Origin of the sequence: Rariglobus hedericola (assembly GCF_007559335.1) — a bacterium.
Taxonomy (GTDB): Bacteria; Verrucomicrobiota; Verrucomicrobiia; order Opitutales; family Opitutaceae; genus Rariglobus; species Rariglobus hedericola.
Window position 1 is genome coordinate 1,237,011 of record NZ_VMBG01000001.1, and the last position, 25,538, is coordinate 1,262,548.

General features: G+C 60.7%; 17 protein-coding genes. 13 read left to right on the plus strand and 4 right to left on the minus strand.

Annotation, left to right across the window (positions count from 1 at the left end):
- Genes FPL22_RS05455 through FPL22_RS05490 form a run of 8 tightly spaced genes read left to right on the plus strand, consistent with a single transcriptional unit; the run spans position 1 to position 9,993 of the window.
- Positions 1 to 1,251, plus strand: coding sequence for a beta-ketoacyl-[acyl-carrier-protein] synthase family protein (locus tag FPL22_RS05455; protein WP_144229096.1), 1,251 nt, complete (start codon positions 1 to 3; stop codon positions 1,249 to 1,251).
- Entirely contained in the window at positions 1,251 to 3,401 is a 2,151-nt protein-coding gene (locus FPL22_RS05460) for a sensor histidine kinase (RefSeq protein ID WP_144229097.1), read from the plus strand. The genes FPL22_RS05455 and FPL22_RS05460 overlap by 1 nt, the downstream gene beginning before the upstream one ends.
- The gene (locus FPL22_RS05465; RefSeq protein WP_144229098.1) at positions 3,398 to 5,395 is read left to right on the plus strand and encodes an ATP-binding protein; all 1,998 of its coding nucleotides are present in this window, start codon (positions 3,398 to 3,400) and stop codon (positions 5,393 to 5,395) included. Before FPL22_RS05460 ends, FPL22_RS05465 begins: the two co-directional genes overlap by 4 nt.
- 29 nt (positions 5,396 to 5,424) lie before the next feature.
- Entirely contained in the window at positions 5,425 to 6,675 is a 1,251-nt protein-coding gene (locus FPL22_RS05470) for an OmpP1/FadL family transporter (protein ID WP_144229099.1), read from the plus strand.
- A 49-nt stretch (positions 6,676 to 6,724) separates the two neighbouring features.
- Entirely contained in the window at positions 6,725 to 7,999 is a 1,275-nt protein-coding gene (locus tag FPL22_RS05475) for a hybrid sensor histidine kinase/response regulator (RefSeq protein ID WP_144229100.1), read from the plus strand.
- A 57-nt stretch (positions 8,000 to 8,056) separates the two neighbouring features.
- Complete coding sequence (locus tag FPL22_RS05480; RefSeq protein WP_144229101.1) at positions 8,057 to 9,364, plus strand: DNA recombination protein RmuC; 1,308 nt, start codon at positions 8,057 to 8,059, stop codon at positions 9,362 to 9,364.
- Positions 9,361 to 9,705, plus strand: coding sequence for a TIGR03067 domain-containing protein (locus FPL22_RS05485; RefSeq protein ID WP_144229102.1), 345 nt, complete (start codon positions 9,361 to 9,363; stop codon positions 9,703 to 9,705). The genes FPL22_RS05480 and FPL22_RS05485 overlap by 4 nt, the downstream gene beginning before the upstream one ends.
- 18 nt (positions 9,706 to 9,723) lie before the next feature.
- The gene (locus FPL22_RS05490) at positions 9,724 to 9,993 is read left to right on the plus strand and encodes a hypothetical protein (RefSeq protein WP_144229103.1); all 270 of its coding nucleotides are present in this window, start codon (positions 9,724 to 9,726) and stop codon (positions 9,991 to 9,993) included.
- Here the strand turns inward: FPL22_RS05490 and FPL22_RS05495 are convergent.
- Positions 9,974 to 10,369 carry a peptide chain release factor family protein gene (locus FPL22_RS05495; protein WP_144229104.1) on the minus strand — a complete coding sequence of 132 codons (396 nt, stop codon included), beginning with the start codon at positions 10,367 to 10,369 and terminating at the stop codon, positions 9,974 to 9,976. The two genes, FPL22_RS05490 and FPL22_RS05495, sit on opposite strands and share 20 nt — an antisense overlap.
- Before the next feature lie 85 nt (positions 10,370 to 10,454).
- Here FPL22_RS05495 and FPL22_RS05500 point away from each other — a divergent pair, with 85 nt between their 5' ends.
- From FPL22_RS05500 to FPL22_RS05520, 5 genes are read left to right on the plus strand one after another with little or no spacing between them, the layout of a single operon-like run.
- On the plus strand, positions 10,455 to 11,417 hold the full coding sequence (locus FPL22_RS05500; RefSeq protein ID WP_144229105.1) for an AAA family ATPase: 963 nt from the start codon (positions 10,455 to 10,457) through the stop codon (positions 11,415 to 11,417).
- A gap of 13 nt (positions 11,418 to 11,430) precedes the next feature.
- Positions 11,431 to 12,360 (plus strand): DUF58 domain-containing protein, encoded by a 930-nt coding sequence (locus FPL22_RS05505; RefSeq protein WP_144229106.1) that lies wholly within the window; start codon positions 11,431 to 11,433, stop codon positions 12,358 to 12,360.
- Positions 12,361 to 12,363: 3 nt separating this feature from the next.
- Positions 12,364 to 13,404 carry a VWA domain-containing protein gene (locus FPL22_RS05510; protein ID WP_238991317.1) on the plus strand — a complete coding sequence of 347 codons (1,041 nt, stop codon included), beginning with the start codon at positions 12,364 to 12,366 and terminating at the stop codon, positions 13,402 to 13,404.
- Positions 13,401 to 15,287 carry a VWA domain-containing protein gene (locus FPL22_RS05515; protein ID WP_144229107.1) on the plus strand — a complete coding sequence of 629 codons (1,887 nt, stop codon included), beginning with the start codon at positions 13,401 to 13,403 and terminating at the stop codon, positions 15,285 to 15,287. Before FPL22_RS05510 ends, FPL22_RS05515 begins: the two co-directional genes overlap by 4 nt.
- A 17-nt stretch (positions 15,288 to 15,304) precedes the next feature.
- Positions 15,305 to 17,788 carry a BatD family protein gene (locus FPL22_RS05520; RefSeq protein WP_144229108.1) on the plus strand — a complete coding sequence of 828 codons (2,484 nt, stop codon included), beginning with the start codon at positions 15,305 to 15,307 and terminating at the stop codon, positions 17,786 to 17,788.
- Here the strand turns inward: FPL22_RS05520 and FPL22_RS05525 are convergent.
- The 3 genes from FPL22_RS05525 to ppc all read right to left on the minus strand — a co-directional run bounded on the left by FPL22_RS05525 (position 17,785) and on the right by ppc (position 25,422).
- Complete coding sequence (locus FPL22_RS05525; RefSeq protein ID WP_144229109.1) at positions 17,785 to 20,094, minus strand: hybrid sensor histidine kinase/response regulator; 2,310 nt, start codon at positions 20,092 to 20,094, stop codon at positions 17,785 to 17,787. The two genes, FPL22_RS05520 and FPL22_RS05525, sit on opposite strands and share 4 nt — an antisense overlap.
- Before the next feature lie 203 nt (positions 20,095 to 20,297).
- Complete coding sequence (glgB, locus tag FPL22_RS05530; RefSeq protein WP_144229110.1) at positions 20,298 to 22,517, minus strand: 1,4-alpha-glucan branching protein GlgB; 2,220 nt, start codon at positions 22,515 to 22,517, stop codon at positions 20,298 to 20,300.
- A gap of 115 nt (positions 22,518 to 22,632) precedes the next feature.
- Entirely contained in the window at positions 22,633 to 25,422 is a 2,790-nt protein-coding gene (ppc, locus tag FPL22_RS05535) for a phosphoenolpyruvate carboxylase (RefSeq protein ID WP_144229111.1), read from the minus strand.
- Between the last annotated feature and the right edge of the window lie 116 nt (positions 25,423 to 25,538).

Sequence of the window (25,538 nt, forward strand, 5' to 3'; positions counted from 1 at the left end):
ATGGACAATCCTGAGCGCAGAGTCGTCATCACCGGTATCGGACTGCTCGCTCCCAATGGTCTCACGGTCGAAGCCTTTTGGGAAAGCCTCTGCGCGGGCCGCAGCGGCGCGGCCCCCATCACGCACTTCGACGCCTCCAAGCTGCCCACCCGCATTGCCTGCGAACTCAAGGGTTTTGAAGCCGGCGACTACATCGATGCCAAAAAGGCCAAGCGGCTCGACCCGTCGCTGCAGTTTGGCGTCATCGCCGCCAAGACCGCCTTTGCCGATGCCGGCCTCACCGCCCAGACAGTCGACCCCTCGCGTGTTTCCATTTTCGAGGGCACGTCGGTCGGCGGCATGCGCAGCACACTTGAAGGCAACCTGACGTATTTGGAAAAAGGTTACCGGGCCATGAGTCCGTTCGGCCTCATCAACGCCTACTGCGGTGGCGGCAGCTCCGAAATCGCCTTGGAACTCGAATTACCCGGCCGCGCAGTGACCATTTGCACCGCGTGCTCATCAGGCAACGACGCCATTGGTTTCGGCCTTCAGGCCATTCGCGAGGATGATAGCGACATCGTGATCGCCGGTGCCACCGAGGCTCCCATCGTGGGTGGTTACGTCGGCATCTTCTCCTCCGCCAAATCCCTCGCCCGCGGCAACGACAACCCGCAGACGGCGATGAAGCCCTTTGACCGCAAGCGCGATGGATTCCTGCTCGGCGAAGGCGCCGCCTTTGTCGTTCTCGAAGAATTGTCCCACGCCCTCGCCCGTAATGCGCGGATCTATGCCGAGGTGCTCGGGCAGGGTTCGAGCTGCGAAGCCTATCACTCGGTCGCGCAAAACCCCGAAGGCACCGGCCTGTTTCGCGCCATGCAGAAAGCGATGCGCCTCGCCCGCATCACGCCCGACGAAGTGGACTATATTAACGCCCACGCGTCAGCTACTGAGAGCAACGATTTGGTGGAGACACGCGCCATCAAGCGACTCTTCGGCGTTCACGCCCGTCGCGTCGCCATCAGCGGAACCAAGCCGGTCACCGGCCATCTCGCCGGTGCCGCCGGCGCTCTGGAATCGGTCATTTGCGCGCTGGCCGTGCATCGCAAAGTGATCCCGCCCACCATCAATCTGACGGAGCCAGAGGAGGGTTGTGATCTTGATTATACCCCCAACGTGGCCCGCCCGTATCCGGTGCGCGTCGCCATGAATCTCAATGCCGGATTTGGCGGAAAAAATTCCTGCCTGATTCTCCGGGAGTTCGTCGCCTGATGAACTTTTTTTCGACCGCGCCGCTGATAGCAGCCGCCGGCAACCTGCTAATTGCCATCTTTGTTCTGCTCCAGGCGCCCGGCCAGAAGCTGAACCGGATTTTTTTCTTCTTCGGCATCTGTCTTACGCTTTGGACGTTTGGTGCGTTCATGATGTTTCGGGTTTCCGACGCCGAGGATGCTCTGGTGTGGGCGCGGCTTCTTCATGTCGGGGTCATTTTTCTACCGATCCTGCTTTTCGAACTTTCAATGCAGATCACGCGCTCGCCGCTGATCAAATTCATGCCGTTGCTGTATTGCCTCGGCTTCTTTTTTTTAATCGCCGACGCCACTCCGTATTTCATCCGCGACGTGCACTACGTCGGCTACGGTTATTTCGGAACCGTCGGGCCTCTTTATTGGTTATTCAGTCTCACCATTCCGTCTCTTTCCGTCCCCTCTTTGATCACGCTGATAAAGAAGCGGCAGACGGCTGTCTCCATTCAAAGACACCGGCTTACCCTGCTGATTCTGGCGGTGAGCATGCTGCTTGTTTTCGGTCTGCACGATGTCGGGCCTTTGTTCGGTTTCGATTATTACCCGGGCACCCGCATTCCCGTTTACCCGCTGGGAACCGCGGCCGCGTTGGTCTATGGCGGACTGGTTGCCTATAGCGTGTTGCAACATCAGTTGCTGGACATCCGCCTGGGACTGGGCCGGGTGGCTGCAACCTTCACGCGTTTGCTCTTCTTTTGCGGCATCGGTTTCATGCTGATATTTGTGCTGGCGTTGGGATTCCCTCATTTATTTTCGCTGGGCTCGATTCTCGGATTTTTGATGGTTCTGGCCCTCAGCGGATTGGTGAGTTCAGTGCTCTTTCCCCGGTTATTGGGTGGAAACACCGAGACCTTGGAGCGCCGTATTCTGGGAGACCGGTTCGAGTATCGGGACAAGGTCACCGCATTCATCGACAGCCTGCCGCAATACCGGCTCGTCGCCCCGTTGCTCGATGATTTGTTCACGCTACTTTCCGAAACGGTCAAAATAAACCGGTTTCAACTGACCCTCTTCGCCCCCTCCACCCGCGAAGTTCTCATCGGCCGTGTCTTTCCACCCACGCTATCCGGCACCACCCCGCCTGACTACAATTGCACGCTGATGCAGATCATCCAACAGCACCCGGAAAAACCTTGGTTCGACTTCTCAGACCTTCCCGGACCGACCGGTGAAAAATCCGGCGATGTGCAGAAAATCCGCGACCAGTTCGCCAGCCTTGAGCCGGCCTTCTGTTTCCCGCTTCGCTCCGCCGACGATATTTCGGGACTGCTCATTCTGGGCGAAAAAAGCGACCGCAGCTACTATACCGCTGTAGACCTCGAGGTGATCAGCGAGCTAACCCAGAACATCAGCACGTTGATCGACCAGATCCGTCTCAAGGATCAGATTGGCATGGCCGAGAAACTGGAGTCACTCGCCGTGATGTCGCGAGGACTCGCGCACGATCTCAACAATCTACTGACGCCGATTAACACTTACATCCAGCTCACCGGCTCGTCTCATCAAGTGGAAGATCCCGACCGCGAACTGCTCCAGATCGTATCCAAAAACATCACTGCAATAAAAACGTATGTGCGCGAGGCGGTGTTCTTCTCCACCACGCTGGCTCCCAAAATCGGTCCGCTGCCAATTCGAATGCTACTGGATGGGCTCGCTTCGATCTGCCTGCACCAGCTCAACAAAAAACAAATCGGCCTGCTCTTCGAAGTCCCCGAACCCTTCGAGTTCCGTGGCGACGCCGTCCTGCTGGAACGCCTGCTTTCAAATCTGGTTTTCAACGCCGTCGACGCATCCCCTGTCGATTCATCAATCACAGTTCGCGCCATCCGGTTGCCACGCGTGCCCGGACGTCCGCTCTGGATGCGCCTGCAGGTGATCGACCAAGGCACCGGTATATCACCTGACAATCTGGGGAAAGTATTCGCGCCTTATTTCACAACCAAGGACCTCGGCGATCAAACACGAGGTTTCGGACTGGGCCTGACTATCTGTCAAAAGATTGTTCACCTTCACCACGGCACGATCACTTTGCACAGCATCGAAGGACAGGGAACCACCATTCAAATCGACCTACCGACCGACCCTGACGCCCCGCCCGCCGCCTCCCCTTCATGAACCGGATATTAGTAATCGCAGCCCACGCCCATACCGCCGAGTCACTCAAGACCCTGATCCCCGCCGATCGCTTCAGCATCGTTCACCTGCCGCGTGCCGAGTTGATCCGCGAAACCTTGCCGCCGGCTTGCATCGATCTGTGTGTGCTCGACACCGACCTGATCGACACCGGCGCAATCCGCCTGATCAACGAAGTGCGCCGACATTTGCCCGATGTGCCTTTAGTCGTGGCCGCGTCCGCATCCCTGCGCGAATGGGAGGAAGACGCCATTCTTCATGGAGTTTCGTTCGTCCTCAAAAAACCACTACGCAGCGCACTCGCCATCACAGTCCTTGACCGTCTGCTGGCTGGAAACGCGAGCTCTCCTTCGCGGACGGATGTTCCGGTCGAACCCCCGGCACGCACAGTGGCCGAGCCCACCGCAAGCATGGTCGGCGTGCCGTCCAACCTAGAAATTCTGCGGGATTTTTCACGGCTCTTCAGCCACTCGCTCAATGTGCGCAGTCTCCTTCAAGAGTTCGTCCTGAAGCTGCGCGAGGTCATAAGCGTCAACCGGATCGCGCTCTTCTTGCACCCGCCGCAAAATCCCTTTTTGCCCGGTCCTGTAGCGGCCTCCCGCCGCCTGCCCTGCGCTTGTTCCGCCGGAATCGCCACCGACCTTTATCGTTTTTTTGAACTTTCTCTGGAAGGCGGCATTGGCGCGGCCATAGCCACGCATGGCCGCATCCTCCGTGCCGATGATGGACCGGGGCTGCCCGCCGACGCCCGTCGCGAGTTCGAGATTCTCGGCGGCCACATCGCGATTCCCATTCTTGATCGTGAACGTCTCCTCGGCATCGCCGTGCTCGGCGGCCGCCTCACCGGACTTCGCTTGAACGATCAGGAGCTTCAACTCCTGTTTCATCTCCTCGAAGAACTCGGCCTGGCGATCAAGAACAGCTGGCTCCACGACCAGCTCTCCACCAATCACCGCCTGCTCGCCAACATCCTCGGGCAGATGGGTGCAGGCTGCCTCGTCGTTGCCCGCGATCTCACCATTCTCCAGGCCAATCCCGCGCTTGGGAAAATTCTCAACATCGCGCCGACCGTGGGTCGCGGCCTGGAATTTGCCGATCTCCCTCAACGTCTCGCGAGCATGCTATATGAGGTGCTCAACGGTGGACGCGAATCCGCCTGCTCTCACTATCTTCACGAAACGCGCACGCTCCTCGTCACCATCACCGCGTTTCGCCTGGACGACCAAGCCGCCACCTCGGCCATTCTTGTTACCATTGAGGATCATACCGCGATCGAAGCCGCCCGTCGTGCCGAGGTCGGCAAGGAACACGCCCGCCTCATCGCGCTCATCGCGGAAAAGTTTTCCCACGAGATTCGCAACGCCTTGCTTTCGCTGGAGACGCACCGCCAGTTGTTGCCCACCGATTATGCGCGTGAAGATTTCCGCACTTCACTGGAAACCTCCATCGGTCGCGAAACCGTGCGCATTCTGCGTTGCGTGGATCAACTCACGTTTCTTTCGCGTCCGCTCAATGAGCCCGTGGAAACCCATTCGCTGGGTGACCTCCTCCGGCAGTCCGGCGAATACGCCTCGGCTCATCTGCCCGCGCCGGTGACGATCAAGCTCGCGAATCCCTCCGGTGAAAAACTGCGTATTCTCTGCGAACCTCGCAGCCTGCGCCACGCCTTGGGCGAAGTCATGTTCAACGCCGCCCAGTCCGCCCCCGGCGCCACCGAGATTACCGTGCGCACCGAAACCGTGCTCACTGACGGCGTGCGCCGCTGCCGCATCGGCGTGGTCAACCCCGCTCAAGGGTTTTCAGCCGAGGCCGCGACCCGCGCCTTCGAACCTTTCTACACCACGCGCAGCGTCGGCTTGGGGCTCGGTCTTTCCGTAACCAGGAAAATTCTACGCGATCACGGCGGTGATGCGGAGATTTACTCTCGCCCTCACGGAGCCATCGGCGACATCGTCATCACACTGCCAATTCAGTGATCATCCATTGACCGGTGACCAGCTTTTCGATGAACCACCCCGTCCCGAATATGCACACGACTTCCCTCTACTCGCGTAATCGCGCTTTGCTTGCCCTTTTCCCGCTCGCTCTCGCGGCGATCTTCACGCCCGCAACCGCGTTTGCCAACGGCACGCGGCTGCCCAATCAAGACGCCGAGGCTACCGCGCGAGGCAATGCCTTCGTTGCCACGGCTGACAACCCGTCGGCCATCTACTACAATCCCGCCGGCCTCACCCAGCTTTCGGGTGTGCAAGTGCTGGCCGGCAGTTACGTCATCGAGACGCAGAATGACTATCACCCGACCACCGGCGGCACCGTGGAGGCCAAACGCGAGATCGCGATCATCCCTCATCTCTACGCATCATTTACCCCTGAGAATTCACCCTTGAGCTACGGTCTGGGCGTTTACTCCCCGTTCGGCCAGGCTTCCGAGTGGCCCGACAACTCCGGATTTCGCACCATCGCGACGCGCAACGAAATCACTTTCATCACCATCGCGCCCACCATCGCGTGGAAGATTTCAGACAGTCTATCCATCGGCGCCGGCCTTCAGATCAACTCGGTCGAGGCCAAGCTGCGCAACGGTCTGACGCCGGTCCCTCCCGGCGAACTCCGCTTCGAGGGCGACGACACATCCTACGGCTACAATATCGGCATCATGTGGAAGCCCAGCGAGCACCACGTCTTCGGCCTTAATTATCAAAGCCGCTCCACCAGTCATTTCAAAGGCTCCGTCGAACTCACCTCATTCGGCCTGAGCGCACCCGCATCCGTGGATCTACCGTTCCCCGATGTGATCACGCTCGGCTACTCTTGGCGCCCGACTCCAAAATGGAATTTCGAAGTCGGCGTCGACCGCACCAACTGGGATCTGCTCAACACCGCCACGCTCGATTCGGCCCTGCTTACCGTTCCGATTAACTTCGATTGGAAGCCGAGCTATTATTATCTCTTCGGCGTGACGCGCTACCTGCCCGATGGCTGGCGCGTGAGCGCCGGTTATTGCTACAGCCAGAACTCGGTGCCCTCCGACACCTTCACGCCCGCGGTTCCCGACATGAGCCGTCATCTCGCGAGCGTCGGCGTAGGCCGCACGTTTGGTGCGCTATCGTGCTACCTCACCTATCAACACGGATTCAAAGCATCGCGCTCCGTTTCAGGTTCCCCCACCGGTCCCGCACCCTTCAACCAGTCCGCCGATGGTCGCTATGAAAACACCATCAACGCGATCAGCCTCTCCGGCGGCTACGCATTCTAAATTGTAGCCCGCCCTTCTCGTCCTCACGCCACTTATCCAACGATTTCCCATGAACTACGAGCCGGCCTTCAAATCCATGTCACCCGTTTCCGCCACACCCGCCGTTCCCGTTGAAAACCGTAAATTCACCTTGCTGGTCGTGGACGACGAAGAGGGCCCGCGCCAGTCGTTGCGCATGGTGTTTCGCAACGAGTTCAACGTTCACACCGTGGAGAGCGGCGAAAAAGCCCTCGCCTACGCCCGTGAAAACGTCGTGCACATCGCCATCCTGGACATCCGTATGTCCGGCAGCACCGGCATCGAGGTGCTTCAAGATCTCAAGCTGATCGATTCGCGCATCGAGGTCATCATGCTCACCGCCTACGAGACGCTGGAGACCGCCCGCCAGGCGTTGCGCCTGGGCGCCTGCGATTATCTCAGCAAGCCTTTCGATCTTTCCACCATTCGCAGCGCCGCCGCCCGCGCCCTGCACTTGCGCAAAATTTCCGACACGCTCGCGAACACCTCCGAGCGTCTGCAGGAGCTGAATCAACGCCTCAGCGACATCGCCCTCCGCGAGGAAATGGCCCGCACCACGAACGAGATTTACGCCGGCGTCATCCACGACATCAACAACCCGCTCACCGTCATCGCGGGTTACGTCCAGTTGCTGGAAGAGCGTCTCAAAAACGTCTCCTTCCTCCACGGCAGCGATCTCGACAAGGTCCGCTCCAGCCTCGAATACATCAGCAAACAGGTCGTCACCTGCACCGCCATCGCCTCGCGCTACCTGCGGTTCATCCACAACAACGACACGCCCGGTCGCCAGCTCGCGGTTAACCAGGTGATCGCCGATCTCCAGTCGTTGATGAAAGCGCATCCCGAGGTCCGCTTCAACCGTCTCTGCGTCAAGCCGCTTGACATCGACATGGTGCCGCGCATCGACGCTACCGACCTCATCCAGATTCTGCTCAATCTCACGATCAACGCTTTCCAGAGCACCGAGCAGAAACAGACCGTCTGGGTCGTCGCTGATAACGTCGACCGCCTGCCTGAAAGCCTTTCGCACATCGATCCGGCCACCGAATTGGTGATTGGCCGTGAAAACTTCAAACACGAAGGACCGCTGATCAGCATCAGCGTGCTCGACCAGGGCTCGGGCGTTTCCGCCGAAACGCTGTCGCGCATGTTCGAGCCGTATTTTACCACCAAGGCCAGCCATGGCACCGGTCTCGGCCTCGCGATCGTGTCCCGCCTCATTCAGACCCACAGCGCACTCCTGCATCTCAAGACCCGCCGCAACGAAGGCACCACCGTGACGATTTTCCTGCCGCGGCAGGACTGATCACCGAACGGCGTTTTCTGTCTTTGACGCGCCTCCCGCACCCCTCACGATTGAGGGGTGACTTTGCTTTTCGTCCTCATCGCCGCCGTCGTCGGCGCCATCACGGCCTGGCTTTTTCTTAACGCGCAGCTCGGCGAACGCCTCCGTGCCCGTGAATCCGACATCGCGCGCATCACCGCCGCGCTCGCCGCCGCCGAGAGTTCCGTCGCTCAACTCTCAACCCTCAACACTCAACTCAGCTCCTCACTCGCCGCCGATCGCGCATCGTTTTCCGCCCAGCTCGCCGCCGGCGAACAACGCCTCGCCGAGCGCGAAACCCTCGCCGCCCGTTATCTGGCCGACGCCGAGAAATTAAAGGCCACGCTTCAAACCGAATTCCAGGTTCTCGCCGGCAAGATCCTCGACGAGAAATCCGCCAAGTTCACCGAGCACAATAAAACGCAGGTCGAAAACATCCTGCATCCGCTTCGCCAGCAGCTCACCGATTTCCGCCAACGCGTTGACCTCGTCTATAAATCCGACGGCGAGGATCGCACCGCCCTCAAGACCCAGATCGAACAGCTCCGCCAGCTCAACGTCCGCATCACCGACGAAGCCCGCGCACTCACCACGGCCTTGAAGGGCCAGTCACAGGCCCGCGGCGCCTGGGGCGAACTCATCCTTGAGCGCCTGCTTGATTCCGCCGGTCTGATCAAGGGACAGGATTACCTCACGCAAGAATCGCTCACCACCGACGACGGCCGCCGCCTGCGCCCGGACGTGATCCTGCGTTTGCCCGATGCCCGTCATCTCGTGATCGATTCCAAGGTTTCGCTCATCGCGTATGAACGCGCCGTAAACGCGACCGAAGATCTTGCGCGCACCGCCGCTACCACGGAACACGCGCGCGCCGTCCGCACCCACGTCGAACAGCTCTCCGAAAAAAAATACGAGGATACCGGCAAACTCGTCACCCCGGACTACGTCCTGATGTTTGTCCCGCTCGAACCCGCATTCACCCTCGCGCTCGAAACCGACCGCCAGCTCTACGAATGGGCCTTTGATCGCCGCGTCATCCTTTGCACTGCGCCCACGTTGCTGGTCACGTTGAAAACCGTCGCCAGTCTCTGGAAACAGGACCGGCAGACGAAAAATGTGCAGGCCATCGCCGACCGCGGCGGTGCTCTCTACGACAAGTTCGCCGGTCTCATCGACGACCTCGAATCCCTCGGTCTCCAGCTCGGTCGCAGCCGCGAGAGCTACGATGCAGCCATGAGCAAACTCAAGACCGGCAAGGGCAACTTGATCGCCCAGGTCGAGGATCTCAAAAAGCTCGGCGCCAAGGCCAAGAAATCCCTGCCCGCATCCGACACCACCGAATCATGAGTCTGCACGGAAAATGGCGCCCCGTCCGCGCCGAACTCGACGGAGAACATGCACCCGAACTCGCCTTGGAGCGCATGGAACTCCACCTCGCCGTCACCACTTACGCCGTGCATTTCGCCGGCGAGGTCCATGATCGCGGCGACGTCGTTTACACCGAAACCACCATCACGCTAAACGGCAAACATGGCGAACAGGCCGGCCGCGTGATTCCCGCGATTTACCAGCTCGCCGGAGACCGTCTGCGAATTTGCTACGGGCTCGATGGCACCACGCCGGCCGAGTTCAAAACGCAAACCGGCAGCGCCCGCTATCTCGTCACTTATCGCCGTCAGGCCGAATGAACGCTCACCGCTTTGTCCATGGATCAACCTGAACTTGAAAAAGACCGTCCGTCGCGGCCCGCATCCGAAAACCTGATCGTTCAGGTGATCGACATCATGCCGGTGCGCGTCGTATGCGCGGTGGTCTTCGTGTCCTTCTTTTTCGTCTGGGGCGGCGTGAACAACGTCATCAAGTTCTTCGGCCGCGACATCGCGTCCTTGGAAACCAACTACGGCGTCATTGCCGGTGCGGTCGCCGCCGTTGTCGTCCCCGTCGTGATCGTCTGCGTCAAGCGTCGCGGCCGCTGATCTTCCGACCTGCCTTGATCTCGGCGCGATGGCGTTTGCCCGCCACAAGAATCCCCTTCTGCCGTTTGCTCCGTTTGCGATTTTGCACGCGTTTCTTCGCCGCCTCTTTTTGACGCCCGTGTTCGGCGACGCGCAGAATGGTTTCCAGTTTCGTGCAGAGGTCGGCCCACGCCGTCTCGCGGTTGGCGGCTTGTGAACGTTCGCGCTGGCACCGCACTTCGACCCCGGTCGGTCGGTGTTTCACGCACACCGTGGAGCTGGTTTTGTTAATCTTTTGCCCACCCGGCCCCGAACCGCGCACAAACCGCTCCTCCACGTCGGCCGCCAATACGCCGAGAGCATCCAGCCTGTCCTGAATTTGAGTTGGTAAATCCACGCCACCGCCGTTTTCTCAACGAAACACTTTGGGCGCAAGCGAGTCCCACTACCCTTCGCATCCGCCACAGTCCCTAGTCCCACCCATGATTACCGGTCCCACTTGGTCCCAGAAACTCCGCGACGAAATCGGCAAGGCCGTCATCGGCCAGGACGCCGTCATCGAGCGCCTGCTCGTCGCGCTCCTCGCCAACGGCCACGTCCTCCTTGAGGGCATGCCCGGCCTCGCGAAAACCTTGCTCATCAAGTCCCTCGGCACCGCCCTCGGCGTCCAGTTCGAGCGCATCCAATTTACGCCCGACCTGCTCCCGAGCGATGTCGTCGGCACCATGGTGTTCTCGCCCAAGGACGGCGGCTTCACCCCGCATCGCGGTCCCATTTTCGCCAATCTCGTCCTCGCCGACGAAATCAACCGCGCGCCCGCCAAGGTCCAGTCCGCGTTGCTCGAGGCCATGCAGGAACGCCAGGTCACCATTGGTGGCCACACGCATCCGCTCCCCCGCCCGTTCTTCGTCATGGCGACCCAGAATCCGGTCGAACAAGAAGGCACCTACCCGTTGCCCGAGGCGCAGACCGATCGTTTCCTTTTCAAGCTCATCGTCGATTACCCCTCCATTGAGGAAGAATCGATCATGATGCAGCGCTGGGGCCAGGTAACCCGCCAGCCCGCCCTAGGCGCCGTGGCCAACGGCGACGAACTCCTCGAGCTCCGCACGGATGTCGATAAAGTCCATCTCTCGCCTGCCGTCCAAGCCTACATCCTCGCCCTCGTTCGCGCCACCCGCGACCTCGCCGCGCCCGTCGCCGGCAAAAAACGTTATCTCAGTTTCGGCGCCTCGCCCCGCGCCTCGCTCGCGCTCTACCAAGCCGCCCGCGCCCTCGCCTGGTTGCGCGGACTCGACTACGTTACGCCCGGTCTCGTGCAGGAGATCGCGCCCGACGTTCTCCGCCATCGCGTCGGCCTCACCTATGAAGCCGAGGCCGAGGAAATCACCACCGATCATCTCATCGCACAGGTAATCGAAAAGACCCCGGTCCCCGAAGCCTGAGCCTTCCGCCTCCGTGGCTCTCAACTCTCAGCTCTCAACTCTCAACTCCAAGGGTGACGCCCAAGCGTCTCCCTTGGCTCTCCTGCGCCGTCTCGAATGGCGCGTGCGCCACGCGGTCGAGAACGTGTTGAGCGGCGAATACCGCTCCGCTTTTCGCGGACGCGGCATGGAGTTTGATCAAGTCGTCAAATACGAGTTTGGCGACGACGTCCGCGACATCGATTGGAACGTCACCGCCCGTCTCGGTGAGCCCTATCGCAAAAAATTCGTCGAGGAGCGCGAGGTCACCGTGATGCTCGTCCTCGAAGACACGCCCAGCCTCCAATTCGGCTCCGGCGAGCAATCCAAACGTGAGGCCCTCCTCGAACTCGCCGGGCTCGTCATGCTGCTCGGCGCGGTCAACCGCGACCGCGTCGGTTTTCTGCATGTCAAACCTGATGGCTACACGCTCCGTGAACCTGTTCGCGGACGCGGCCCCATCCTCCACGCCGCCGCCAGTCTCCTCGGCGCCCCCGCTCCGTCTCTCCATCCTCAGTCCTCCGCCCTCAGTCCCTCAGCTATTCCGTGGCGTCTGCTGAGCCGCGCCGCGCCAAAACACAGCATCCTCATCTGGCTCGGTGATTTTGCTCCGCGCCCCGAACCCGATGGCTGGGCCGTCATGCGCAAGCGTTATCAACCGATGGGCTTCCGCGTCGAAGATCTGTGGGAGCGTGCCTTGCCCGAAGGCGATGCATTCGCCGCCTACGATCCGGTCAGCGGCCAGCTCGTCACCCTCGAAAACTCCGCCGCCGAACGCCTTGCCCATGCCCGCTGGCGCGAAGCACGCGACGAATCCTGGCGTAACCTGTTTCCGGATACACTCACGCGTCTCGTCGTCGGCACCGACGAAGACCGACTCGAAGCCCTCGTGCGTTTCTTTCACGCCCGCCAATCCCGCCGCTAACCGGTGAACAACCTCGTTCTCCATTCTCCTTTCTGGCTCCTAGCCTTGCTGCTGATTCCCGGCGTCATGTGGTTTCGACGCCGTCGCTCCGTGCCGGTCCTGCTCGTGCCTTTCGCCGCGGCCTGGCACCGCCCTTCGCTCGCCTCGACTTCACGCTGGCCCGCCGGCCTCGCCGTGCTCGGGTTGGTTTTGCTCATCGTTGCCCTCGCCCGCCCGCAACGCGTCGAGGACAAACGCGAAATCCGCACCGAGGGTTACGACATCATGCTGGCGATCGACCTCTCGGGATCGATGCTCGCCGAGGACTACGAAAAAGGCGACGTGCGCATCAACCGTCTCGAAGCGATCAAGCCGGTCATCAAAGCCTTCATCACCCAACGGCCCAGTGATCGCATCGGCATCGTGGTGTTTTCCGGACGCGCCTACACGCTCGCTCCGCTGACCTTTGACCACGACTGGCTCGCTCGTCAGGTCGAGCGTCTCAAAATCGGTCTCATCGAAGACGGCACCGCCATCGGCGACGGACTCGGCCTTGCCCTCACCCGTCTTGAACAAGCCGCCCGCGAACAAGCGGGTCGTCGCCAGGGCGCATTCGCCGTCCTGCTCACCGATGGTGCCAACAACCGCGGCGCTCTCACTCCGATGCAATCCGCCGCCGTCGCCAAGAGCCGCGGTATTCCTGTTTACACGATCGGCGCGGGTCGTGACGGAATCGTGCCGTTTCCCGTGTTCGACCAACAGGGCGAACGAATCGGCTATCGTCGCGTGACCTCTGACCTTGATCAGAGCACGCTCATCGAAATTGCCAATCTCACCGGCGGACGCTCCTACCGCGCCGACGATTCCAAGACCATCGAGTCCGCCTTCAAGGCCATTGATCGCGCCCAGAAAATCGAATTTCAGGCCAAGAGTTATCTGATCACCACCGAGCTCTTCGTTTGGCTCGCCGCGCCCGGACTCGCCTGTCTCCTGCTCGCCGCATTGCTGTCCACCGGTCTCCGCCAGTCGTCCGCCGTCCTCCGTTCTCCGTCCTCCTCCCGATGACCTTTTACTGGCCCCACGCATTCTGGCTTCTGATGCTCCCGCTCGCGTTGCTGCTGCGCGATCTCCTGCGTCAGCGCACACTCGGTGCCAACACCCACCCGAAAATCACCCAGGCCGAAGCAAAGCATTCGTCGTTGGTCATCCGCTCTGCATCGTCCCAACGGAGTTCACCGCGCGTTCGCATCTTTCTTTATATCGGCCTCGTCGCGGCAACGTTTGCGGTCGCCCGCCCGCAGTGGGGACGCCTTGAAGAACCGGTCTTCGATCAGGCCCGCGAAATCATCATCGCCCTCGATTTGTCGCGCAGCATGTTGGCCCAGGACGTCAAACCCACCCGCCTCGAACGCGCGCGCCTGCTGATCACGAGTCTCCTCGAACGCCTCAAAGGCGAACGCGTCGGTCTCATCGTTTTCTCCGGCACCGCTTTCCTGCAAAGCCCGCTCAGCTCCGACTACGAAATCCTGCGCGAGTTTTTACCCGTCCTCGATTCCGGCTATCTTCCCGAGGGCGGCACGGATTACGATGCGCTGCTCGAAACCACCATCACCGCCTTCAGTTCCTCCAATGCGGCCGATCGTTTCCTCATCGTGCTAAGTGACGGCGAAGCCCAAACCGACACTTGGCGCAAACATCTCGATGACCTCAAGACCAAGGGTATTCGCGTGCTCGGCCTCGGCATCGGCACGAGCGATGGCGCGATGATTCCCGACGGAGCCGGCGCCTTTATGAAAGACGAACGTGGTGCCGTTGTCCTCTCCAAACTCAATCCGTCCACGCTTCGGGAACTCGCCGATAAAACCAACGGCGTTTACTCCGACGCCAGCTCGTGGGTGGATCTCTCGCAACTCATCCAGACCACCGTCGAGCAGGGCAAACAAGGTGAGTTCAAGGAGACCAACCGCGTGCGTCTCGCCGAACGTTTCCAGTGGCCACTCGCCGCCGCACTCGCCTGTTTCCTCTTCAGCTTCTGGCGCGAATTCCCCGTCCGCCCCAAGCCACGCGCCATCCAGCTGGCCGCCAAGGCCGCCGCGCTCGCGTTGATCACGTCACTCATCAGCCCGCCCTCGGCCGACGCCGCCGAACCGTCAACGGCCGCCGAACCCGTGACCCAGATTATCGGCCGGCTCGCCACGCGTGAACAGGCTGACGCCAAAGACTACGCCGAGCTCGCCCGTGCAACCGTGACCTACGGAAGTCGTGCTCAAGCCTCGCAGGAAAAAATCCCCGAGGGCGTCGTGCGCGACGCTCTCGCCGCCGTCAGCAAAGGCGCTGCGCTCGATCCCAAAGCCGCCGACTGGCCTGCGTTGCGTGAAGAGCTCGAAACGCTCCTGCCCAAAAAAGATCCGCCTCCGCCCAAGCAGGATAAACCCAAACCCGACGAGAAAAAGCCGGAGCAAAACAAGGACGGTAAGTCCGACCAGAAAGACTCCGCAAAAGGCGAATCCTCCGACCAGTCCAAAAGCGACAAAAAATCCGAAGACTCCAAATCCAACTCCCCCCAACCTGATGACCAGAAATCGGGCGGTGGCGACAAGTCTGGCGGTTCCCAAGCTCCCCAAGACGACGCACAGAAAAAACCGGGGACTCAGGGCCAGTCCGCATTTGGTGACATGAAGAAGGACGACCCCGCCCAGCCGAAGCCCGCCAAATCTGAGTCACAAGCGGGCCAGCCCGAGCCAGCGCCAACCGACCCCAGCGAGATGCAGCAGGTCGGTGGCACGCCCACAGGACAGTCGTCCGATCCCGCCCGCCAGGATGCGTCTCTGACGATACCCTTGCAAAAACTCGATCAGGTGAAGCAAGGCGACTCACCCGCCCACCTCTTTCAACTCCTCCAAGGTCCTTCCACTGCTCCGTCCGCGCCCAAGGGCAAAGACTGGTGACCCTTCTTTCGTTTCCGATGCCACGCCTTTTTATCCGCTTCCCGTTCCTGCTCCTTTTCGCCGTCTCCCTGCACGCCCAAACCGTTCGCTGGGAGCCCGGCTCTGGCACGCTCGCGCGCAACCAGCTCAGCGAACTCAGCCTCGTGTTTGAACAATGCGAACCCACCGACGATGTGACGCTGCCGACCGTCCCCGGACTCACGTTCAGCCAACCTCCGGCCAAGTCGCAGCAGAGCAGCTACAACGTCGTCAATTTCAAGACCACTTCATTGAAGATCGTCACGTTCACCTACCGTGTGCGTCCAACCGGCAACGACCGGATCACCATCCCCGCATTCGCCGTCGACACCGACAAGGGCCGCCAGCCGGTTGCTTCCGCCACCTTCGATATGGGCACCGCCACCGTCGGCCAGTCCAGTCTCTCGCTCGAATCCGTTGTCCAATCCCGCTTCACGCTTCCCCCCGGCGAACTCTGGGCCGGTGAAGTCTTCCCGCTGACCTATTCCCTAAACGCCGCCAAACGCTACCTCTATCAGCTCGGCAGCGAACCTGAATGGAACCCTGCGCCCCTCACCGTTGAACCTTGGACCAAGCCCGAGCAGGTCGAGGCAGTCGTCAACAACGAGCAGCGCATCTCCCTCATCTACAAAACGCGCGCCTACGCCAAAGCCCCGGGCACGGTTAATCTCAATACCGCCACCCAACTCGTAAATCTCACGACCGGCTCCTCGAGTTTCAGCGTCTTCGCCCGCGCCAACCTCGAACAGTTTTCCATCACCAGCCAACCCGCTTCCCTCACGGTCAAGCCGCTGCCCGCACCCGCACCCGCGGCCTTCAAGGGCGCCGTCGGCAAGTTCACTCTCGATTCCAAAGTCGTCCCCGCCACCGCCACAGTCGGCGAGCCGATCACCTGGACACTGACGCTCGATGGCACCGGCAACTGGCCCGACATCTCCGGCCTCCCCCCGCGCTCCGTATCCAAGGATTTCCGCATCGTCCAACCCCAGGCCAAGCGCGTGAACAAAAACGATGCGCTCTACGACGCCTCGATCACCGAGGACATCGTGCTCATTCCCACGAAACCCGGCGCCTACACGATCGGTCCTGTCACCTACACGTTCTTCAATCCCGGCACCGGCGCCTACGAGACGCTGCAAACCCAGCCCGTCACGCTTCAGATCACCGCCGCAGCAGGTCAGCCCACCGCTCCCTCAACCGGAAAACCCGCATTACCCGAGTCCACCACTCCGTCCATCGCACAACCGGCTCCTTCCACCCCGCAATCTCCCGCCGCCCTGCCGCGTGATCCGATCACCTCAACCGGCCATTCCTCGGCCCCGATCTCGCGCACCCCATTCGTAATCGCCCTCATTGCCTCCCTCCTTGTGCCCGTGGGCATCTGGTTCGCTCTCGCCTTGCGTCGCGCCCGGCAGACCGATCCCGCACGTCTCCTCCGTGAAGCCCATATCCGTTTGGCGAATACACTTCACCGGCTCTCCGCCGACACCGGCAACCTCCAGCTCATCCAAAACTGGCAAAGCGACACCGCCATCCTCTGGCGCCTCACGCAGGCCGTTCCCACGCCCGCCAGTTTCCCTGACGAAACCTGGTCGACGCTCTGGTCGGAAGCCGATCGCACGCTCTACGGCGCCACTGCACTGCCCGGCGATTGGCCATCGCGCGCCACCACCGCCCTCGCCGCCCGTCGTGCCCCCGTATTCTCGGCATTCCAACTTTTCCTGCCGCGCAATCTGCTCCCGATCATCGCCGTGCTTTCGCTGCTGGTTCCCGGCCTGTCATCGTTCGCTGCCGACACCCCGGCCGCCTCTTATGCCCAAGGCGATTTCAGCGCGGCCGAAACCGCCTGGAAGGAAACCTTGAAAACCACGCCGACCGATTGGGCCGCCCGCCACAATCTCTCGCTTGCGCTCCTCCAGCAGAACCACTCCGGCGAAGCCGCCGGTCACGCCCTCGCCGCCTTCGTGCAGCAACCGCAAAACCCCTCGGTTCGCGGCAATCTCGTCTATGCGTTCAAGACCGTCGGAGTCACCCCCGCCGCGCTCAAGCCCTTCCTTACCGATTCGCCGGCGGCTTCACTCGCGCGGATCGCCTCGCCGACGTGCTGGCAGGCCGTGGCGATCGCTTCCGCCTGGCTCACGGCGTTCGCGCTATCACTCGGTATCTATGGCGCCTACACCCGCCGTCGCCTCAAGTGGATCAGCGGCACTGTGCTCGTTTTCGCCACACTGCTCGGCCTCGCCTCGGTCATCAGCCTGCATACTTACGGTCCGCTGACCGACACGAGCACGGTGATGGTCGTCACGCCGACCACGCTTCGCTCAATCCCGACCGACCTTGATACGCCGCAAAAATCCAGCCCGCTCGCCTTGGGAGTGATCGCCACCACCGACAAGGCCTTCCTCGGCTGGCGTCGCATCCGTTTTGACGACGGCCAGACCGGCTGGGTCCGCTCCGAAACGCTGGTTGCCCTCTGGCGTTAAGCCTTGGGGCGATCCAGCACTTCGCGAAGCAGTTTGAGCATCGTCTCGGCGCTGTAGGGCTTCGCGAGGAAATCGCCGACTCCCTTGACCACCTCACGTTTGATCTCAAGTCCGCTGGCCGCGATGATGCGCACCTGCGGATTAATCCCCAGCAAGGCGTTGATCGTCGAGATGCCGTCACAGTTGGGCATCATCATGTCGGTGATCACCACATCGATTGATTTCAGATTTCGCACGTAGAGAGCGATGCCCTCGATACCGTCGCCCGCGACCAACACGTGGTAGCCAAACCCCTCCAGCGTCTGTTGCGCGATGTCGCGGATAGAACGTTCATCATCGATCAAGAGCACCGTTTCGCCCTTCCCTCGCTGGTTGTCGATCATCATGGGCGCGCGCGAATCGGAACGCAGTGACGGGTCCACCGGAAAATAAATCTTAAACGTCGTTCCCACGCCGACCTCGCTGGTGACGTTTATAAAGCCATGGTATTTCTTCACGATCGCATAAACCGAAGCCAGTCCGAGTCCGGTCCCCTTGCCCTCTCCTTTCGTGGTGAAGAACGCCTCAAACATACGCTCAAGCACCTCCGGCGTCATCCCTGTGCCCGAATCCATTACGACCAGCTCGACATAGGAACCGGCAGGCGTTTCGGCCTCGAGCCCCGGGAAATCCGCATCGACCGCCTTATTGTTCGCTTCAAACATGAGCTTGCCGCCCACCGGCATGGCATCACGCGCGTTCACGGCCAGATTCAACAAGACTTGATGGAGCTGCGACGCATCGCCCATGACCGGCCACAGATTGGCCTGCGCGTTAAACTCGATCTCGATGTTTCGGGGAAAGGTTTCCCTCACGATATTTTCGAGCTCGTTAAAAAGATGCCGGAAACTGATGGCCATGTATTCGCCGTCGGCCCCGCGTGAGAACGTCAATACCTGCCGCACCAGATCCGCGCCTCGCTGCGCGCTCGCCCGGACGATCTCCAACATGCGGTGCGCGTGTTCCTTGCCGCGTGAATCCTGCTTCAGGATGTCGATCGACATGAGGATCGGTGCCAGAATATTGTTCAAGTCATGCGCGATGCCACCCGCGAGCACGCCGATGCTTTCCATGCGTTGTGATCGCAGAAGCCGGGCCTCGAAGTTTTTGCGTTCGGTGAGATCGCGCACACCACCGACCATACGCACCGCTATACCGGCGGGATCACGGACGATCTGGGCGTGGTCTTCCACAAAAGCATAACTGCCGTCCCGGCGCAGCACGCGGTATTCCTCGGTCCACGTCTGAAGCGGGCTCATGATCGCAGTCTTCATACTGGCCGCGATGCGCGCGCGGTCATCTTCATGGATGAGCTGTTCCCAACTCGTCTGCAGTTCATCTTCCTCGGATGCAGCCAAACCAAATGCATTTTCGAAACCATCGCTGCGCCAGATAACATTGGAGCGGAGATTCCAGTCCCAGATCACGTCCCCAATCGTCTTGGCGACCAGTTTGAACCGTTCCTGACTGCCCCGTAGCGAGAGCTCCACGATTTTTTTCGAGGTGATGTCGCGGAAGGTCCAGATGCGTCCGTGATAACGACCATCCTTCCCGATGACGGGAGCGGTGTAGCGATCCAGGACGGTGCCATCGATCATCTCCAGTTCATCACGGCTGACCTCGTTCGGATGGGAATCCAAATGAGTGAGCCGCATCCCGAACTCCTCGGGATTTTTCATCAAGGTCATGACGTGCTGCACCTGCAGTTTGTCGTGCTCGAGTTCTGAAATTTCGCGGGGTATCTTGCAGACGACGGCGAAGCGGTCGTTTTGCAGGATGCTTCGGCCCTCTGCATCCACAATCAGGATACCGTCGATCGAGGTGTTTAATTGCGCTTCCAGGACTGCGGTTTTTCCACGCAGCTCTTCCTCTGCCGCCTTGAGTTCGGTGATGTCCTGCAGTGTGCCGATCACACGGGTCGGTTCCGCATCAGGTTCAAGGATCAGCTCCGAGCGCTGCTGCACATAACGGATTTCTCCATCGGGGCGGATGATGCGATGATCGAAGGTGATCCGGGGTAATCCCGGGCAGAGGGTTTGCTGACGCTGCCGGACCGACTCCAGGTCATCGGGGTGGATACGCTCGATAAAGGTTTCCGCCAACCGCTCCGGACTTCCATGAGCAACACCGAGAATATCATACACCTGACTCGAGCAGTCACGGTAGACGTGCTGCGTATCGCTTTCCCAATCACCAATCGTTGCGATTCGTTGCGAGGCTTCCAAACGCGTGCGCAAGAGATCCGCTTCGCTGAGAGAATAACTCATATAGAGGGGGTTGCGTCCGTGGAAATTGCGGAGCCGAGAGTCTCCTTAATTTGGGGGCGCAACCGATTAATAATCCCCGAAGAAAAACGTGTCGATATTGTTATATCGATACTCCAACGAATTACGCATCCCTAGTTCTATCTAGACAACGCGGCGCACCCTGCGCCCGACAGAGTAACTGCCGGGCATTCACCAAGAGTTGATCAAGCGTCGGCCGACCACTTAAAGATCAGCGTGGTGAGCGGCGGAATCGTGAGGCTCAAGCTGTGTGGATAGCCATTGCAGGGAATGTCGTCGGCCAGACGGCCGCCTTCGTTACCCGCGCCGGTTCCGCCATAATAAGCACTGTTCGTATTGAGCACTTCCTTCCACCAACCACCACGTGGCACGCCGACCCGGAAGTTTCCACGCATCACAGGCGTGAAGTGGCCCACCACCGCGAAGAAGGTCTGCTGGAATTCGTCCTGACGCAGGTAGCTCACGACACTGGCGCCGCCATCATGCGAATTGATCCAGCGAAAGCCGCGTCCATCGAGATCGTTGCAGCTGAGCACCGGCTCGTTTTTGTAGAGATGATTGAGCTCACGGACCAGCAGACGGATGCCTTCATGGTCTTTGTATTGCAGCAAGTGCCAGTCGAGGCTGCTGGCGTAGGCCCACTCGCGTGACTGGCCGAATTCGCAGCCCATGAAGAGCAGCTTCTTGCCGGGCCACGCCCACATGTGCCCGTAAAGCGAACGGAGCGTGGCGGCTTTTTCAGCAATATCCCAGGCGCCCATTTTATTGAGCATGGAGCCTTTCCCGTGAACGACTTCATCGTGCGAAAACACCGTGACGAAGTTTTCCGAATACTGATAAAGCGCGCCGAAGGTGAGGTCGTTATGGTGCCACTTGCGATGAATCGGCTCTTTCTGAAAATACTTCAGCGTGTCGTGCATCCAGCCCATGTTCCACTTGAAGTCGAAACCGATGCCGCCGTGCTCGACCGCTCGCGAGATGCCCGAGAAGGACGTGGACTCCTCGGCGATCGTGAGCACGCCGGGATAATACGAGTGAACCAGCTGGTTGGTCTGGCGCAGGAAATCGATGGCCTCGAGATTTTCGCGTCCGCCGAACTTGTTAGGAATCCACTCGCCGTCCTTGCGTGAGTAATCGAGGTAAAGCATCGACGCGACCGCATCCACGCGCAGGCCGTCGAGATGGTAGAGATCAAGCCACGCGAGCGCGTTCGCGATGAGGAAGCAACGGACCTCGTTGCGACCGAAGTTAAAAATGAGCGTGCCCCAATCCATGTGCGCGCCCTGGCGCGGATCAGCATGCTCGTAGAGATGCGTGCCGTCGAACTCGGCGAGGGCAAAGCTGTCGCGCGGGAAATGCGCGGGCACCCAGTCGAGAATCACGCCGATGCCGCGCTGGTGCAGGTGGTCGACGAAGAAAGCGAAATCCGCCGGCGTTCCGAAGCGCTGCGTCGGAGCGAAAAAGCCGGTGACCTGATAACCCCACGAGCCGTCGAACGGATGCTCAGCCAAGGGCATGACCTCGATGTGCGTGAAGCCCATTTCGGTCACGTAGTCAGCGAGCATCGGAGCGAGTTCGCGATAGCTGAACGGACGATTGCCGTCCTCGACCTTGCGTTTCCACGAGCCGAGGTGGACTTCGTAAATGGAAAGAGGCCGGTCGATGCGGCCGGCATCGGCGGCACGTTTTTGCATCCACTCCGAATCCTTCCACGCATGGGTGCGCGGGTTGTAAACGATGGATGCGTTGCCGGGAGGCGCCTCGAAATAAGCACCGTAGGGATCGGTCTTGATGAGGATGTTTTGGGACTGGTCGAGGAGCTCGTATTTATAGAGCTCGCCCTCGCCCAAACCGGGAATGAACAACTCCCAGACACCGGAGCCGCCGAGCGGACGCATCGGATGATAGCGGCCATCCCAGTGGTTGAAATTACCGACAACCGACACGCGGGCGGCGCTCGGGGCCCAGACCGCGAAGGACACGCCGGGAATCCCGTCGATCACGCGCAGGTGCGAACCAAGTTTTTCGTAGATGCGGTGTTCGTTGCCCTCGTTGAAGAGATAGAGATCCTGTTCACCCAGCGTAGGGAGAAATGAATACGGATCAAAAAACTGGCGGATCTCGCCGCTGTGCAAGGTGGCACGCAGTTGATAGCGGAAGACGTCTTTTACCTTGGGGATGAAAACCTCGAACAAACCCTCGGGGGCGAGCAACTCCATCTCGACGCCGGGTGCCGTCTTCTTACTGACATCGACCACTTCGCAGGCCTTCGCCTCGCGAATAAAAGCGCGAACCAACACGCCCTGACTGCGTCCTTGTTTGAAGGGCCGCATGCCCAGAAAATCATGGGGGCAGGCGTTGCGGGCTTCGATGAAGGAGGCGAGTTCTACGGGAGTAAGGATCACGCTTGGTTGGGGGGTTGTGTGAAGTGTGCGGCCAGCAGCTAACTGCGTCCAGAGCGGGTTTTACAAAAACCAACAAATCAGGGCACGCCCCGATGGCTCCGGACGCAGACAAAGATCAACCGGTATTCTTGAGACCGCCCGAGATGCCATTGATTGTAAGTTCAACGACGCCGCGCGTGGCTTCGTCCTCGGACTTCGAAAGCTTTCCGCCGCGCAGTCGGCGCATCATCTCGACTTGGAGATAATTGAGCGGGTCGATGTAGGGATTGCGCAGTTGCACGGACTTCAGGAGGACGGGCTCACGGGCGAGGAGCTGCTTTTGGCCGGTGATCGCCAGGATGGCTTTCTCAGTGCGATCAAACTCCGCCATGAGGATGCCGAAGATCCGAGAGCGGATCGCGGGTTCCTCGACGAGGCCAGCGTAGAGCTCGGCAATGCCCATGTCGGCCTTGCGCATGGTGAGCTGCGCGTTGTCGATCATCGTCTGGAAGAACGGCCACTCGGCGTGGAGCGTGCGCAGGAGTTTTTTGCCCTTCGGTCCGCGCTTGAGCACGGCGTCGAGCGCGGAGCCGAGGCCATACCAGCCGGGGAAGTTAAAGCGGCTCTGCATCCATGAGAAGACCCAGGGGATTGCGCGCAGATCTTCGACGCTCGTGGTGTTGCGACGGAACGTGGGACGCGAACCGAATTTAAGATTACTGATCTCGTCGATGGGCGTGGCTTGTTTCCAGAACACGAGGAACTCGGGATCCTTGTGCACGAGTTTTTCGTAAGCCGCAAAACCGGCGGCACTCATCGTCTCCATCGCATCGGTCCACTCGGCGGGCGGCACGAACGGTTTCTGCGCGGCATGCGAACCGAGGAGAACGCCATAGGCCATCTGCTCGAGGATACGATGGGCGAGGTCGGCATCGTGATAACGCGTGGAAAGCACTTCGCCCTGTTCGGTGACGCGAATGCCGCCATCGCGCAGGCCGATGGGTTGCGCGAGAATGGCCTTCGCAGCCGGACCGCCGCCGCGCGCGATACTGCCGCCGCGTCCGTGGAAAAGCGTGACGCGCACATCATGTTCGCGGCAGACGGCGGTGATGGTTTCCTGGGCCTTGTAGAGCGCCCAATTAGCCGTGAGGTAACCGCAGTCCTTATTCGAGTCGGAGTAGCCGAGCATGACGTGCTGATGATCAGACGCGGCCTTCAAGATCGGAGCATACGCGGGATGCGTGAAGAGCGTGCCGAGAACTTCCGGCGCGAGGTTCAAGTCGTCGAGCGTCTCGAAGAGCGGAGCGATCGGCAGGTTGGTGCCGGTGAGCTTCATCAGGTAAACCACCTCCAGAATATCGGAGACGGCGTCGGTCATGCTGATGATGTAGATACCGAGCGAGGACGGGCCGAACTTCGCGGCGGCCAGCGAGGCGACGCGGAGCGGATCGAGGACGTTGCGCGTGGGAGCGGAGAGTTTGCCGAGCGCCGTCACTCCGAGCGGACGCGCGGAGTCGATGGCGGCGGTGAGCAGTTCACGTTTCGTGTTCTCGTCGAGTTTCGCGTAATCGGCGCGGTCGAGCAATTCGGTGACGGCCGCCTCGTGGTGGCTGGAGTGCTGGCGCAGGTCGAGATGCGATGCGTGCAGGCCGAAAATATCGATCTGGTTACGGAGTGCCTGAAGATCGCCATCGGCCAGCAAAGCACCGCGGCCAGCGAGCAGGCTGTCGCGCATGGTTTCAACGGCTTCACGCAGCGTCTCGACGGGCAGTGCCGGCTCGTCGTCGGCCGTCTCAGGCATCAACACGGTGCCATCGCGCGCCTCGTCAGTGGCGCGGCCCAGACGTTCGCGCAGACCGCCCAGCAGGAGACGATACGGCTCGTGCGGATAGCGGCTCATGAGCTGCTCGACATACGGGGAAAGGTGGCGGCTTTCCTTGAGCAGACGGCGCACGGCCGGCGAGACGGTGTCGCGCAAATCCGAGACCGTCAGCGTGTGCAACAGATGCGACACGGCGGCGTGCATTTTATCGACAGCGGTGCGGCGATGCAGCGTGAGGATGTCGGCGGTGACGCGGGCGTTGACGTTCGGATTGCCATCACGATCGCCACCGATCCAGGAACCGAACACGAGCCAGCGAGCGGGCGCCTTGACCTCGGGATAATGGAGCTTGAGGGCGCTCTCCATGTCGGCGTGAAGACGCGGGAGGGTCTGATAAAGCGTGGAGTCGAGATACCAAAGACCCGTGCGGGCCTCGTCGGCCACTTCGGGACGCGCGGTGCGGCTGCGATCCGTGAGCCAGAGGCAGGCGATCTCACGTTCGACGCAAGCGGGATCGGCAAAGGCGAGGCCGTTGACCTCGGGATAAGCGCGCTGGCGCAGCACCTCACCGAGACTCTGGAGTTTCGCCAGCAACGTGCGGCGCTTCGATTCGGTCGGATGCGCGGTGAACACGAGGTCGATGTTGATGCGATCGACCAATTGTTGCATCGCCGCGCTATCGACGCCGCGCTTTTTGAGTTCAACCACGGCGGCCTCGATGGACTCGCGAATGGGCCGGGCATCAGCGGACTTCGGGTCGGCCCCGAGACGAGCGGCACGACGACGGCGAAGCAGCAGAATGCGGAAGTTTTCCTCGGCCAGGTTCACCAGCTCGAAATAAAGCGTGAAGGCCATGGCCTGGCTGAAGGCCTCGGTCGGCGTGAGGTCGGCGATCGCGCGGCTCAATGCGGGGGCGGCGGCGGCGTCCCCGGCGCGACTGGCTTTGGCCAGCGTGCGCAGGCGCTCGACGGTTTCAAGGGCCTCGGGCCCTTCGATTCGGGTGATCACCCGTCCCAACGCGGCCCCCAAGGTGCGGATCTCGGTCCGGAGCTGGGCAAGTTCTTTGAGCGCGGTGGAGGAGCGGGAGACAGTGGAGCGGGCCATGTGGAATTTAAAGCGGGGGCGGGTCGGGAAGATGGAAGGATGATTGCCGCACGCCTGAAAGCGAAAAGTGCGCCAGTCTGCGTGTTTCCCCGAAGTCTCGGGTATTGAAAGAGTGG

Coding starts and splice junctions, on each gene's coding strand:
- FPL22_RS05515 (WP_144229107.1), top strand. CDS start 13,401: ATGACCTTTTACTGGCCCCACGCATTCTGGCTTCTGATGCTCCCGCTC.
- FPL22_RS05490 (WP_144229103.1), top strand. CDS start 9,724: ATGGATCAACCTGAACTTGAAAAAGACCGTCCGTCGCGGCCCGCATCC.
- FPL22_RS05520 (WP_144229108.1), top strand. CDS start 15,305: ATGCCACGCCTTTTTATCCGCTTCCCGTTCCTGCTCCTTTTCGCCGTC.
- FPL22_RS05460 (WP_144229097.1), top strand. CDS start 1,251: ATGAACTTTTTTTCGACCGCGCCGCTGATAGCAGCCGCCGGCAACCTG.
- FPL22_RS05470 (WP_144229099.1), top strand. CDS start 5,425: ATGAACCACCCCGTCCCGAATATGCACACGACTTCCCTCTACTCGCGT.
- FPL22_RS05500 (WP_144229105.1), top strand. CDS start 10,455: ATGATTACCGGTCCCACTTGGTCCCAGAAACTCCGCGACGAAATCGGC.
- ppc (WP_144229111.1), bottom strand. CDS start 25,422: ATGGCCCGCTCCACTGTCTCCCGCTCCTCCACCGCGCTCAAAGAACTT.
- FPL22_RS05525 (WP_144229109.1), bottom strand. CDS start 20,094: ATGAGTTATTCTCTCAGCGAAGCGGATCTCTTGCGCACGCGTTTGGAA.
- FPL22_RS05455 (WP_144229096.1), top strand. CDS start 1: ATGGACAATCCTGAGCGCAGAGTCGTCATCACCGGTATCGGACTGCTC.
- FPL22_RS05465 (WP_144229098.1), top strand. CDS start 3,398: ATGAACCGGATATTAGTAATCGCAGCCCACGCCCATACCGCCGAGTCA.
- FPL22_RS05475 (WP_144229100.1), top strand. CDS start 6,725: ATGAACTACGAGCCGGCCTTCAAATCCATGTCACCCGTTTCCGCCACA.
- FPL22_RS05485 (WP_144229102.1), top strand. CDS start 9,361: ATGAGTCTGCACGGAAAATGGCGCCCCGTCCGCGCCGAACTCGACGGA.